Raw genomic sequence first — 14268 nt, 5'->3', positions numbered from 1 at the left:
TTTTTCTAAAATTCTTTGATTCGCTCGTCTAAGCTTGTAAATCTTCCCTGTTCGCTTTTGTTTTCGATCATTTCCTGAAATGTTAGTTCACTCCCTACTATTGTTAAACATTTTTTTGCCCGCGTCACTGCTGTATAAAGCAGATTCCTGTTATATAGTAACTTTGGTCCTGGAAGAAGTGGGATAATGACCGCCGGATACTCGCTTCCCTGAGATTTATGAACCGTAATCGCGTAGGCAAGTTCTAACTCATCTGTCATATCGTATCCATATTTTACCTTTCTCCCCTCATCATATTCCACGATAACAGTTTCTGTATATTCATTGATTTCATCAATGACTCCCATATCACCGTTAAAAACTCCAATTCCTTTGTCAACTGTTAATCCAAATCTGGTAGAAACTTCCCACTCTAATTGATAATTATTTTTAATCTGCATTACTTTGTCACCTTCACGGAACAATCTACCATTAATTTCTTTCTCCGTTTTTTGGGAATCTGAAGGATTCAGATATTGCTGTAGAATCACATTCAATCGTTCTACACCCAGCAATCCCTTACGTGTTGGTGTCATTACCTGGATTTCATTTGGGTCAGCCTGCACATATCTAGGTAATTTCTTCTGTATTAAAGTAATAACGACGCTAATGATCGTATTCGCATCCTGGCGTTTTAAGAAGAAGAAATCCCGGCTTTTATTATCAATTGTAACCGGTTCTCCTGCATTGATCTTATGAGCATTTACTACAATATCACTCTCTCCTGCCTGACGAAAAATCTTTGTAAGCGTCACTACGTGAAATTTTTCTGAGCGTATGATATCTTTTAACACACTTCCCGGTCCCACGGACGGAAGCTGATCCACATCTCCCACAAGAATAAGTCTTGTTCCCGGAATAACTGCTGATAAAAGCGCATGCATCAGATTCAGATCAACCATGGACATCTCATCTATAATGATAACATCTGTCTCAAGTGGATTCTCTCTGTTTCTCAAAAATCCACCTACACTGTTCTCTTCCTCAGGATTTCCACTTACTTCAAGTAATCTGTGAATCGTCTGGGCTTCATATCCTGTAGCCTCTGTCATTCGCTTTGCCGCGCGTCCTGTTGGCGCTGCAAGAAGGATACTCATTCCTTCACTTTCAAAAAATTGAATCATCGTATTGATCGTTGTCGTCTTACCTGTACCCGGTCCTCCTGTTAATATGAGCAAACCATGTTTAATAGCTTCTATAACAGCTCTGTGCTGCATTGGATCCAATTCTATCTTTTCTTTCTGTTCTACTCTTTTCAGACGTTTCTCCATCATGTCTTCCGGCATCTGACAGTCAATATCAAGATCATTAAGCATTTTCGCAGTGTTCAATTCCAAGTAATAATAATGTGCTGGATAAATGCGAATTTCCTCATCCACTTCTTTCATAACTGTTTTCCGCTCTATACACAGATCCATGATGTACTTCTCAATATCTTCAAGATCAACTCCTAAAAGTGCATTTGCCCTTCGAAGCAATATATTCTGTGGTAAATACACATGCCCCTCACCTACTGCCTGTTGCAATGTATAAAATAAACCACTTCGTATACGATAGTCTGAATCTGTATGTATGCCAATCTTGGATGCAATTTCATCCGCAGTCTTAAATCCGATTCCTTCAATATTATCTGCAAGCTGATACGGATTTTCTTCTAGCACTTTATACACTTTCATTCCGTAATACTGATAAATCTTGGCTGCCAGCTTTGTTGAAATACCGTATTTCTGCAGATAAATCATGGCTTTTCGCATATCTTTCTTTTCTTCAAGCTGAGATGCAATCTCCTGTGCCTTTCTCTCACTGATTCCTTTGATCTCCGCAAGTCTTTCCGGCTCTTCTTCAATAATGCGGAAAGTATCCTCTTTAAACTTTTTCACGATTCGGCCAGCCAGTGCCGCACCCACACCTTTCACTGCTCCGGAGCCAAGATATCGTTCAATAGAAACAATATCCTCCGGCTCTTTTACTTTATAATGAGAAATCTTCAACTGCTTACCGTAAACATTATGATTCACATATTCTCCTTGAATTTCAAGAAGTTCTCCTTCATTAATATAGTTCAGACTTCCCACGCATGTCACTTCACCATCATCATGTTCAATATGGAATACTGTATACCCATTATCAGAATTTCTATATACAATATGACTCACATACCCTGTAACTGTTTCCACACTTTTTCCTCTCTCTTCTTGTATCTTTTCCTATTTATATGCAGAAAAAGGGTGTGTTCCTATTATACACACCCCTTGTAATTGAATCTTCTTCTCTAAGAACCTGACACTTCAAATTCTTTTTCAGAATTCTTTCTCTTAAAACTCTTTTCTTCCACTCATAAATTCCACAAACTGTCCGGTACCAATTGCAACGACTTTCATCGGATCCTCCGCTGTCATCGTATTAATTCCTGTTCTCTCTTCGATCAATTCTTCCAGTCCGCGAAGAAGTGATCCTCCTCCGGTAAGAACAATTCCACGATCAAGGATATCTGCTGACAACTCTGGCGGAGTCTGCTCAAGTACTCCGATTACAGCTTCTACAATCTGTCCTGTAGATTCTCTCAAAGCTTCTTCTGTCTCAGATGAAGTCACCGTAACTGTCTTCGGAAGCCCCGTTACCAGATTACGCCCTCTGACTTCCATCTTCTCTTCTTCTACAAGTGGATAAGTCGTTCCAATCTTAATCTTGATATCTTCTGCCGTTCTTTCTCCAATCAGAAGATTGTGTTTCTTTCTCATATAGCGTACGATTGCTTCATCGAAATCATCACCCGCTATCTTAATTGATGTATTCACAACTGTTCCACCCAACGAAATAACTGCAATATCTGCTGTACCTCCACCGATATCAACAATCATATTTCCACAAGGCTTTGAAATATCTATCCCCGCTCCTATTGCTGCTGCCACAGGTTCTTCAATCAGATGAACTTCTCTTGCTCCGGCTGCAAATGTAGCCTCTTCCACTGCTTTTTTTTCTACTTCTGTAACACCACTTGGTACACAGATACTGATTCTCGGCTTCTTAAATGTACGTTTTCCCAAAGCTTTCTGAACAAAATACTTAATCATCTTCTCCGTCACGGTATAATCAGAGATTACTCCTTGTCTGAGTGGTCTTACCGCAATAATATTTCCCGGTGTTCTTCCAAGCATCAGACGCGCTTCTTCACCAATTGCCTTGATCACATTCGTATCACGATCAAATGCGACAACTGATGGTTCTTTCAGAACAACCCCTTTTCCTTTCACATATACCAGTACACTGGCTGTCCCCAAATCTATTCCAAGATCTACTGACATCATAATTTCTATATCTCCCTTCTAAAACGCTCTTTTACTGTTCTCAGCAATCTACTGCAAATAAACAACATTGTCGGTTACTGATTCCAGCATTCTCTTTCCTCAATCAAGTGTCTTTTGTCCCTTGAAGGGGTTTATCGTTACTGTTTTTTTCACTCTTACTGTTGTCAATATTATGTAACCAAAACAGTAATGTTTTATCATCCGCATACTTTAGTATAATAGACTTCGCTTAAAATAGAAAGGCATTTTTTGCATATATTTTACGACTTTTTTCGACTTTTTTTCGTCTTTATTTCTCCAATATAGACGCAATATATTTCCCTGTATAAGAATCTGGATTCTTTGCGACCTCTTCCGGAGTACCACTTGCCACAACAGTTCCTCCGCGGTCTCCTCCTTCTGGTCCAATGTCAATAATATAGTCTGCCGTCTTAATCACATCCAGATTATGTTCGATTACAATTACTGTATTTCCATCCCCGGAAAGTCTGCGGAGAATCTCTGTTAATTTATGCACGTCTGCAAAATGAAGTCCTGTCGTAGGTTCATCCAGAATATATACCGTTTTTCCGGTACTGCGTTTGCTAAGTTCTGTCGCAAGTTTAATTCTCTGTGCCTCGCCACCTGAAAGCTCTGTAGAAGGCTGTCCCAAACGAATATACGACAATCCGACATCTCTCAACGTCTCCATCTTTCTTCGAATACTTGGCACGTTTTCGAAGAAATCTACCGCTTCTTCCACTGTCATATTCAATACATCATAAATATTTTTCCCTTTATAGCGTACTTCCAGAGTCTCACGATTGTAACGCTTTCCACCACAGACCTCACATGGAACATAAACATCCGGAAGAAAATGCATCTCGATTTTCAGAATTCCGTCTCCTGCACATGCTTCGCAACGTCCCCCTTTAACATTAAAGCTAAACCGTCCTTTCTTGTATCCACGTGCTTTTGCATCCGGCGTTCCTGCAAACAAATCTCGGATCAAATCAAACACGCCTGTATAAGTGGCAGGATTTGACCGTGGCGTCCTTCCGATTGGTGACTGGTCGATATTAATCACTTTGTCAACCTGCTCTAGCCCTTCTATTCTCTTATGTTTTCCAGGGATTGTTCTTGCCCGGTTCAAGTCTCTTGCAAGTCTTTTATATAAAATCTGATTCACAAGAGAACTTTTCCCCGATCCAGACACTCCCGTTACACAAGTCATAACTCCCAAAGGGAATTTTACATCAATGTTCTTGAGATTATTCTCTTGTGCACCGACTACCTTCAGATAACCTGTCGGCTTCTTTCTTTCTGTCGGAACCGGAATCCTGATTTTTCCACTCAAATACGCTCCTGTGACAGAATTTGGATTTTTCATAATTTCCTGTGCATTTCCCACAGCAACAACCTGACCGCCATGTTCTCCTGCCCCCGGACCGATATCTACTATATAATCCGCTGCCAGCATCGTATCTTCATCATGTTCTACTACAATCAATGAATTTCCAAGATCACGCAAATGTTTCAGCGTCGCAAGAAGTTTATCATTATCTCTTTGATGAAGTCCGATACTCGGCTCATCCAGAATATATGCAACTCCGACCAGACCTGATCCAATCTGTGTTGCAAGTCGAATTCTCTGTGCTTCTCCACCGGAAAGTGTTCCTGTCGCACGCGCAAGCGTCAGATAATCCAGACCGACATCCATCAAAAAACTGATTCTTGCTTTAATCTCTTTCAGAATCTGATTACCAATCAACTGCTGCGTCTCTGTCAATTGAAGTTCATCTAAAAATTTCTGAAGACGTTCTATAGAAAGTGTTGTCACTTCTGAAATATTCTTATCTCCAACTGTTACAGCTAAAGCCCCCGGCTTCAAGCGCTGTCCTTTACAGGCTGAACATGGTGTAATATTCATAAATGTCTCATATTCTGCTTTCATCGTCTGAGAACCTGTCTCACGGTAACGACGTTCTACATTCTTGATCAAACCTTCAAATGCAACCGGATAAATCCCTTCGCCTCTCTGACCTTTATAATAAACCTTCACTTCTTTTCCATCTGTTCCATAAATCAAAATATCATGGATTTTTTTCGGATAGTCCTCAAAAGGGGTGTCCAGATCAAAATGATATTCTTTACAAAGTGCATCCAGAATTGCACGTGTGAAGCTGCTCTTGTCTGTACAGGACTGCCATCCTAAAACTGCAATCGCACCTTGATTAATAGACAACGACGGATCCGGAATCATCAGTTCTTCTGAAAATTCCATTTTGTATCCAAGTCCAAAACATTCCGGGCAAGCACCAAATGGATTGTTAAAAGAAAAACTGCGTGGTTCAATCTCATCAATACTGATTTCGCAGACAGGACATGAAAAGCTCTGGCTGAAATTCAGAGATTCTCCATCGATCACGTCAACAACAAGCAGACCTTCTGCGAGCTCAAGTACATTTTCGACAGAATCTGTCAGTCGTTTTTCAATTCCAGGTTTTATCACAAGACGATCCACAATAATTTCAATATTATGCTTGATATTCTTATCTAATGTAATTTCTTCTGAAAGCTCATACATATTGCCATCCACACGAACACGAACATATCCACTCTTTTTTGCACGTTCGAAAAGCTTTGCATGTGTTCCTTTTCTTCCACGTACAACAGGTGCCAAAAGCTGTATCTTCGTTCTCTCCGGAAGCGCCATAATCTGATCCACCATCTGATCTACCGACTGTTTTGCAATCTCACGACCACATTTCGGGCAATGCGGAATTCCAACTCTCGCATATAATAATCGAAAATAATCATAAATCTCCGTAACAGTTCCAACTGTGGAACGTGGATTGTGGTTCGTTGATTTCTGATCGATAGAAATTGCAGGTGAAAGCCCTTCGATACTTTCTACATCCGGTTTCTCCATCTGACCAAGAAACTGTCTTGCATAGGAAGACAGTGATTCCATATAACGTCTCTGTCCTTCTGCATAAATTGTATCAAATGCAAGGGAAGATTTTCCAGAACCGCTAAGTCCCGTCAAAACAACCAGTTCATTTCTTGGGATATCTACATCTATATTCTTCAGGTTATTCTCATTCGCGCCTCGTATCTTAATGTACTGTCTAGCGTCCATTTTCTTACCCATTTTGTAATCTCCTATTCCATATCATTGAGCATCTTTTTTAATTCAACAAGCTTATCACGAAGCTCTGCCGCTGCCTCAAAGTTCAATTCCGCTGCTGCCTTCTTCATCTGTTTCGTCAGATCCGCGATCAGTTTCTCCAGTTCTTTCTGGCTCATGGACTCCGGATCTTTTTCAAGCCGCATCTCTTCTGTCGCAACCTTTTTAGAGATACTGATCAGATCACGCACTGACTTCTGAATCGTCTTCGGCGTGATTCCATGCTCTTCATTGTATCTCATCTGAATCTCACGACGACGCTGTGTCTCATCGATCGCCAGCTGCATTGATTCTGTAATCTTATCTGCATACATGATTACATGTCCTTCTGCATTACGCGCTGCACGACCGATTGTCTGAATCAGCGAAGTCTCTGAACGAAGGAATCCTTCTTTATCTGCATCAAGGATTGCAACAAGAGTGATTTCCGGAATATCAAGTCCTTCTCTCAAGAGGTTGATCCCAACCAACACATCAAACACATCCAGACGCATATCTCGGATGATCTCCGTACGTTCAAGCGTATCAATATCCGAATGAAGATATTTTACACGGATTCCTACTTCACGCATATAATCTGTCAAATCTTCTGCCATGCGCTTTGTCAGCGTTGTGACAAGGACTTTATTCTTCTTACTGATCTCTTTGTTCACTTCACCGATCAGATCATCAATCTGTCCTTCTACCGGTCGCACTTCAACTTCCGGATCCAGAAGTCCTGTCGGACGGATTACCTGTTCTGCTCGAAGAAGTTCATGATCCTTCTCATATTCTCCTGGTGTTGCAGATACAAACATCACCTGATTGATCTTACTTTCAAACTCATCAAAGTTAAGTGGACGGTTATCCTTCGCAGATGGCAGGCGGAATCCATAATCTACCAATGTCTGCTTTCTCGACTGGTCTCCGTGATACATTCCACCAATCTGCGGGATTGTCTTATGTGACTCATCAATCATCATAATAAAATCATCCGGGAAATAATCGATCAATGTATACGGAGCCTGTCCTGGTCGAAGCCCTGCCAAATGTCTGGAATAATTCTCAATTCCGGAACAAAATCCAGTCTCCTTAAGCATCTCAATATCAAAATTCGTTCGCTCCGCAATACGCTGTGCCTCTAAAAGCTTGTCATTTCTCTTAAACTCTTTGACACGTTCTTCCAGTTCTTCCTCGATATCTGCCACCGCACGCTTGATATTCTCACGGTCAACAACATAATGAGATGCCGGAAAGATTGCTACATGTTTCAGTTCGTCCTTCACTTCTCCTGTCAAAATATCAATCTCTGAGATCCTGTCTATCTCGTCTCCAAAGAATTCCACACGAATCGCTGTGTCACTCTCATATGCCGGAATGATTTCCAAAACATCTCCACGCACACGAAATGTACCACGGTGGAAATCCATATCATTACGATCATACTGGATCTCAATCAGCTTTGCCATTACTTCATCACGATCTTTGATCATACCAGGACGCAGAGAAACTACCATGTTCTGGTAATCTACCGGGTTACCCAGCCCATAGATGCAAGATACACTTGCAACAATGATCACATCTCTTCGCTCCATCAGTGACATAGTTGCGGAGAGTCGAAGCTTATCAATCTCGTCATTGATGGACGAATCCTTTGCAATATATGTGTCTGAAGATGGAACATATGCTTCCGGCTGATAATAGTCGTAGTAGGAGACAAAATATTCTACTGCGTTATCGGGGAACATCTCCTTGAACTCTCCGTATAACTGAGCCGCTAACGTCTTATTATGAGCGATGACAAGTGTCGGCTTCTGTAATTGCTGAATCACATTTGCCATCGTAAAAGTCTTTCCAGAACCCGTAACCCCTAGTAAAGTCTGGCATTGATTGCCTTCCTTGAACCCTTTCACAAGCTCTGCAATCGCCTGTGGCTGGTCTCCGGTTGGCTTATATGGGGCTTTTAATTTGAACTCATTCATGGTAAATCCCTCCATTTGTGACTTTTACTATGACCATTATCAGCCAAAAATTCGTATCCGGATTCGTAACGAAAAGCTCATTTTTATGGTGAATAGATGTCGTTTTCACCTCGTTACGAATAAAAGTCACAAAACTGATTTTTGCGGATAAAACAGCACTCGGAAATACCTGATGATACCAGGCTCCGGTTCTGTCATATTTTTACTGTTTGTTCTTGTAACAGTCCCTATTATATCAGACATTTTTTTGAAAGTATATAGATGAAAGCAAGAAAAAAGTACAAATGTTCGGTTCTCATTTGTACTTTTCTATCCTACTACTATTCTATTTTTTATCATGCTGCGTTGAAATATTCCTCCAGAATTAAGTCTATTTCAATCACTTCTGAATAATCATAATACTGATTTTTCCGCTCTTTTGGAATAACTTCTTCAATAAATGGTTCCAATACATCCAGACAGTCTTCTATGATTTCCTGCGTATCTCCATAGACATCTACTGATATGATTTCCTTAGCATGTCCCAATAAATGCGAAACACCTTTTGAATTAAAGCTATTCTTCAGCAAAATAGTTGCATAGGTATTTCTCAACTGGTGAAAATGAATATCAGGCAAATCCAAGGATTTCAACAAGTCTTTATAGTATTTCTGATGAAAACCTTTACTCCTTGGATTCCCATATGTAGAAGAACAAATATAATTCCAGTCCCGGAACTCTTTTGGTCTGCGTCTGCGGTTCTTCTCATAGGTTTTCCGTTCTTCCAGAATGGCTTCAAATACATAATCCGGTATTGGAAGTTCACGCACACCAGCAGGTGTTTTTGTTTTTATTTCCTGCTTTGTCAGCATCTTAGGTGCACAGTCTTCTGCTTTACTGTTTGGCTTCTTTCCCAACTGACGCTCGACTCTCAACGTCCTGTGAATGTAATCGACATCACTGTATTTCAGACCATTTATTTCACTTCTTCTAAGTCCCATCAATACCGCAAACAGAATTTGCATATGAATCGGTGTCTCCTTGCTTGCCTCGATCAACCGAAGCACCTGCGGAAGTGTCAATGTTTTCTTCTCGTCAATTTTCAGGACACGATACTCTGTCTTTTTTATTTTTTTCGGTAAATTGATTCCCTTCGCTGGATTTGTTGCCAGTACATTTTTGTTAAATGCATACTCCAATGATGTTTTCATGATCGTCCTGACATTTTTCGCAACTGATTCGTACTTTTCTGCAACTGTATTATATAATTTTCTGATATAACCCTGATTCAGTGTAGACATATACATTTTTCCAAGCTGTGGAACAATATAATTCCTAATGGCACTTTTGTAAGTTGTATATGTGTCGTCTGTTATTCGGGGACGCATAATATCTTCCAGCCAGAAGATCATAAACTCCTCTACCCGGATTTTCCCATACACAATATAGGTTCCGGTATGTAGCTGTCCAATGACTTCATCACGAAATGCATTGGCTTCTCTTTTGGTCGTGAATCCCGCATGTTGCTGCGTCTTTGTACTTTCGTCTGCAAACGTCAGCAACACACGAAATCCATATCCCTTTTTGATTGTTGTCACCGAATAGACCTTATATTCTACATATTTCTTAAAATCAAAGGTCTTATGCATGGCTATCCCTCCGTTCCGGTTTGTTGTGGTACAAACGTATTATTTACAAACGCAATAATCTTATCCTGCTCGTCCATAATCTCACAATAGTATTCATAAGTTGTATGAACGGAACTATGTCCTAACAGACCAGATATTTTAAACAAAGAAACTCCAAGCTCGATCAAAATGGTCGCAAACATGTGTCTGAGTCCATGTACAGTGATATTGGGCAATCCATTTCTTTTACAGATTTTTGTGAGTGCCTGATTCATTGCTGTCAGCGAACGTGGTTCACCGTTTTCCTGACAAGATACATAATCATAATCCTTGTACGCTACCCCCATATCTGCTTTACGCTTATCAATTAACTGTTGTCTGTGTTTCACTTCCCGCATCACCACTTTCGGAACTCTTAATATCCGGTAACTGTTCTCCGTCTTTGGATTCCGTTCGATAACAGCATATTCCGTAATCGTAAATTCCTGTTCTTTCACTTTAAGATTTCCGACAATCTGTCTGCTGATTCTGACCGTCTGCTTTTCAAAATCAAAGTCCTGAAACTTCAATCCAAGGATTTCTCCTTTTCGTAATCCACAAAACAGTCCCAGTAAAATTTCCAGATACCAAGGATTCTTGCTCGCAGCTTCAAGAAAAACCTTCAATTTTTCTTTGCCTAATACCCTTACCTTTGGTTTTGCTCTCGGATATGGCTTTGTCTCAGGCATTGGATTATAGCTTATGAACTTATCTCCTGCTGCATCTTTCATGGCGATACTCAGAAGTTCCCGCCCCTTATTTCCTGCTGAAGGACAGATTTTTGCAACACGTTCCAGTAGAGCATCTAAATACTCTACTGAAATGTATTTTAATTTGATATCTGCTTCCATACTCGGAAGAATCAGATTATATAACGTATATGCTCCAACCATCCTCGTGGTTGTCTCAATTCTCGGACTGAAAATATTTTCAAACCAATATTCCAGATAATCTCCAAGCATTACATCTGTCTTTTGCATTTTTGCAATCTGGAGATCTCTCTGCTTCTTCTGGTATCTCTTTTCATATTCCCAGTAACTTTTCTCCGCTTCTTCCGGCGTTTCAAAGCCGCCTTTTTTCCCATATTTTGTCGTCAGATCGTCCTGCAGCTCTTTGATTCTGTGATACCATGATTTTCCTTCAAAAAAGACAACTCTCTTTTCCTTTGACATTGTCTCCTGCTTCGTTTCTTTCTGTTTCATTCGGCTCTCACTCTTTCTCTCTCCTCGTCTCCATTCAGCCACCTATCAAAAGAATTGCATGGGATACGATAAGATCTGCCAATCTTCAACACCCGGAATGGTTTTCTATCATAATAAACATTTTCTATAAATTCATACGCCTTGGAGCGTCCCAGCCCAAGCAAATTCTGAACATCTTCTACTTTATATACTTTCTTTTCCACTTCATTCTCTATCATTGCCATGACGTTATCCTCCTCGTCCTAATCTTTGCGCTTCACTACCGGTAGTTTTTAGCTGTGTAACATCTAAAAACGTTACACCACTAAGATATCCATTTTCGTCTGCATCGTCCAATGTGCGAATTTTCAAATCGCACACTTGACTTTTACGTGTTACTTGTTCTTTCTTCCTATATAATAGTCGTACCCATTCCGGACATTACAGAACATACAAGTATCCTTATATCGCTGTTCTGGATTCACTCGCCGGATATAATGTCCCGGCACATCATAAAAATTGCCTGCACATACTCTGCACAGGCTCACGACTAACGGTTTTTCAATTATCTTCGGTATCCCGGTACTTCTCCTGATTGCTTTATTGATTTTCTCCATTTCAGTGCGGTCTAAGGTACACACATAATTTTCCAACCGTCTTTTATCCAAAGTTCTAAGCTGCTCCAACAGCACTACAGAATCTTTTTCTAACCCTTCCATTTCCGGGACTGCAATGTGTGTTGGCAGTTTCATTTTTTCTTTACTAGTAATTGCTGCCACAATCACTGTCGGACTGTATTTATTTCCTATATTGTTCTGAATCACCAGCACCGGACGATAACCGCCCTGTTCACTTCCAAATACAGGATCAAGGTCGGCGTGATAAATATCCCCACGCCTGACGTTCCTATCTTCCATCTTTGCTATATCTCCTCTCGTCTTTCTAACTGTTGTTATCCCTAAATATGTAAAATACAAGCCTATTTGTCCCCGACGCCCCGACTTGTAATTGGGAAATCATCAGACGGCTGACTGCTAATCAGCTCCACAGGATTTTATCTAAAATAAATATATGGGATTGGGAGTTTTCCTCTCCAGGGATCTCCTGAAGCTGCCCTCACTTGTTGCGGCATCAAAGAAATATTTTGTATACACGACTTTATGACCGGACAGGAGTATCATTATGCCTGTTGTCTGTCATCGCCCTGCCAGAAGCAATCTGACAGTTATAACCAGATATTTTTCGCTCAACAGTCCGGGTAATACAAACTGAAACCAAAAGGAAGTATACGGGTGGGATTTCGCTGTCTTTACCCAGCCTGTGTTATGGCGTATTTGTTAATGTGGCTTACGCTCATCACGATAACAACAGGAATGTGCCTGATGAATGTATATGAATTTGTCAAGGTTCGTCCCGCTCCCCAGTATTTTCGTGACAAAAGAAGAAACAGGCGGATCAGAATATTTCTCTTTCCACCTGTTTCCTCACTTAAACGCTATTTTTCAACCCACTATCTCAAAATCTTTTTCAAATTTCTGATTGCTGCTTTTACAGACTTTGCTACCATCTGAAAAGAGCAGCCTTCTTCCTGTGCAATCTGCTCATAATTCTTATCTTCAAAATAATACTTCATCAATCGTCTTCTCTGAATTTCCGACAACTGCTGAATTGCACTATGTAAACGTTCCGCTTCCAGTTTATTCAGAACCGTATCCTCTACACCTTCCTCCTTCTGAAATACCCGTTCATATAAACTGGAATCCCAGATTTCTGACTGTTCCAAATGCCTGTCCACAATATTCATATGCGACACGTCCTGCAATTCAAACGTATTAAAAGCCTCATATACATTCTTTCCTATTTCCAAATCCTTGTACTCTTTTTCACCATTGCGAAATGAAACATAATATTTTCCGTCCTTCTCATAGATTTCATATGGGTTGTATTTATCTTTTCTTCTTTTTGGCTGTCTGCCTTCCATGTCCTTTCCTCCAATCTGAATTTTTTTGAATTCAGATCAGTAGGTGGGGCACGAATACGAACAATCGTCCTTGTTAGGAATTGTTCATTCTCAATATTTAGGTAACAAAAAACGCCCTGACAGACATAGGTCTTCAGAACGATTTCATTACTTACTATTAAATTTTCACCACATATCTTGAGTGTATATAGTTCACTTTTCTTTGCAAAAACAAACGCATACGATAAAATACAATCTATATATCAACCTTTCCACACATCATGCAAGATTGAATATGACTAATATAATAAAATCCTTCCAACAGTTTAGCGTCCATTTTCTTCCTAACATGTTCAAAGGATAAAAGCATGCGAAAAAACCTTTGAATACTGCGTTTTTTTATATGCAACATTCAAAGTTTCATTATATAAAATTTTATAAAAAAACTATCCGTCAAAAATATTGAAAAAGGAAAGATGAAAAATTCAATATAGCCTCTTCTACACTCTTTCTTTCATCTTCCCTCCAACTAAATATTTTTGATATTTCTAAACCTTCGATAATTACTCAAACTAGGAACTTAAATATATTTGTTTCAAACATTATAAACACCGAGCTACATACTGTATTTATTTTTTTTAACAAATTCTTTTAATCTCTCAAAAGTTTCTGCGCTAATATCGTGTTCGATCCGGCAGGCATCAACCTCCGCCGTTTCAGGATTAACGCCTATAGATATAAGTTGCTTCGTTAAAAAGCAATGGCGTTCGTAGATTTTTTCAGCCACATTCCGGCCAAGTTCGGTCAGATGTAGATAATGGTTTTCGTCTGTTGTCAGAAAGCCGCCCTCCCGTAAAGTTCCTACTGCGTAACATACGCTGGGTTTTGAAACCTCCATATACCGGGCGACATCCACGGAACGCACCATACCAAGCTTCTTTTGAAGTATAAGCACGGCCTCCAAATAATCCTCTCCGGCAGTATGAAGTTTCATAGGCAGCTCC

10 protein-coding genes are annotated in these 14268 nt (G+C 40.1%); all 10 read right to left on the bottom strand.

The window, feature by feature from the left end:
- Positions 1-5: 5 nt before the first annotated feature.
- The 10 genes from recD2 to LI162_RS02915 all read right to left on the bottom strand — a co-directional run bounded on the left by recD2 (position 6) and on the right by LI162_RS02915 (position 14258).
- Complete coding sequence (recD2, locus tag LI162_RS02960; protein ID WP_020435725.1) at positions 6-2216, bottom strand: SF1B family DNA helicase RecD2; 2211 nt, start codon at positions 2214-2216, stop codon at positions 6-8.
- Between the two features lie 138 nt (positions 2217-2354).
- On the bottom strand, positions 2355-3344 hold the full coding sequence (locus tag LI162_RS02955; RefSeq protein WP_117540219.1) for a rod shape-determining protein: 990 nt from the start codon (positions 3342-3344) through the stop codon (positions 2355-2357).
- Positions 3345-3636: 292 nt separating this feature from the next.
- On the bottom strand, positions 3637-6480 hold the full coding sequence (uvrA, locus tag LI162_RS02950) for an excinuclease ABC subunit UvrA (protein WP_227155703.1): 2844 nt from the start codon (positions 6478-6480) through the stop codon (positions 3637-3639).
- An 11-nt stretch (positions 6481-6491) separates the two neighbouring features.
- Positions 6492-8477: an excinuclease ABC subunit UvrB gene (uvrB, locus tag LI162_RS02945; RefSeq protein ID WP_195937012.1), complete on the bottom strand. Its 1986-nt coding sequence runs from the start codon at positions 8475-8477 to the stop codon at positions 6492-6494.
- A 335-nt stretch (positions 8478-8812) separates the two neighbouring features.
- Positions 8813-10105 carry a tyrosine-type recombinase/integrase gene (locus tag LI162_RS02940; protein WP_021739056.1) on the bottom strand — a complete coding sequence of 431 codons (1293 nt, stop codon included), beginning with the start codon at positions 10103-10105 and terminating at the stop codon, positions 8813-8815.
- A 2-nt stretch (positions 10106-10107) separates the two neighbouring features.
- Positions 10108-11325, bottom strand: coding sequence for a site-specific integrase (locus tag LI162_RS02935; RefSeq protein ID WP_173903451.1), 1218 nt, complete (start codon positions 11323-11325; stop codon positions 10108-10110).
- On the bottom strand, positions 11322-11549 hold the full coding sequence (locus LI162_RS02930; protein ID WP_055194684.1) for a helix-turn-helix domain-containing protein: 228 nt from the start codon (positions 11547-11549) through the stop codon (positions 11322-11324). Before LI162_RS02930 ends, LI162_RS02935 begins: the two co-directional genes overlap by 4 nt.
- A gap of 150 nt (positions 11550-11699) precedes the next feature.
- Positions 11700-12221 carry a type II toxin-antitoxin system PemK/MazF family toxin gene (locus tag LI162_RS02925; RefSeq protein WP_055157299.1) on the bottom strand — a complete coding sequence of 174 codons (522 nt, stop codon included), beginning with the start codon at positions 12219-12221 and terminating at the stop codon, positions 11700-11702.
- A 593-nt stretch (positions 12222-12814) separates the two neighbouring features.
- Entirely contained in the window at positions 12815-13285 is a 471-nt protein-coding gene (locus LI162_RS02920) for an RNA polymerase sigma factor (RefSeq protein ID WP_021739061.1), read from the bottom strand.
- Between the two features lie 595 nt (positions 13286-13880).
- Entirely contained in the window at positions 13881-14258 is a 378-nt protein-coding gene (locus LI162_RS02915; RefSeq protein ID WP_023923731.1) for a metal-dependent transcriptional regulator, read from the bottom strand.
- Positions 14259-14268 lie beyond the last annotated feature (10 nt).

Origin of the sequence: Mediterraneibacter sp. 210702-DFI.3.120 (genome assembly GCF_020561005.1) — a bacterium.
GTDB lineage: Bacteria > Bacillota > Clostridia > Lachnospirales > Lachnospiraceae > Mediterraneibacter > Mediterraneibacter faecis.
The sequence above is the reverse complement of the archived record's forward strand: the minus strand, read 5'-3'. Positions and strand labels throughout refer to the sequence as shown.

Bases quoted from the DNA above. Each gene is read 5' to 3' on its own strand.
- LI162_RS02955 (WP_117540219.1), bottom strand. From the start codon at position 3,344: ATGTCAGTAGATCTTGGAATAGATTTGGGGACAGCCAGTGTACTGGTA.
- LI162_RS02920 (WP_021739061.1), bottom strand. From the start codon at position 13,285: ATGGAAGGCAGACAGCCAAAAAGAAGAAAAGATAAATACAACCCATAT.
- LI162_RS02915 (WP_023923731.1), bottom strand. From the start codon at position 14,258: ATGAAACTTCATACTGCCGGAGAGGATTATTTGGAGGCCGTGCTTATA.
- uvrA (WP_227155703.1), bottom strand. From the start codon at position 6,480: ATGGGTAAGAAAATGGACGCTAGACAGTACATTAAGATACGAGGCGCG.
- LI162_RS02925 (WP_055157299.1), bottom strand. From the start codon at position 12,221: ATGGAAGATAGGAACGTCAGGCGTGGGGATATTTATCACGCCGACCTT.
- LI162_RS02930 (WP_055194684.1), bottom strand. From the start codon at position 11,549: ATGGCAATGATAGAGAATGAAGTGGAAAAGAAAGTATATAAAGTAGAA.
- LI162_RS02935 (WP_173903451.1), bottom strand. From the start codon at position 11,325: ATGAAACAGAAAGAAACGAAGCAGGAGACAATGTCAAAGGAAAAGAGA.
- uvrB (WP_195937012.1), bottom strand. From the start codon at position 8,477: ATGAATGAGTTCAAATTAAAAGCCCCATATAAGCCAACCGGAGACCAG.
- LI162_RS02940 (WP_021739056.1), bottom strand. From the start codon at position 10,105: ATGCATAAGACCTTTGATTTTAAGAAATATGTAGAATATAAGGTCTAT.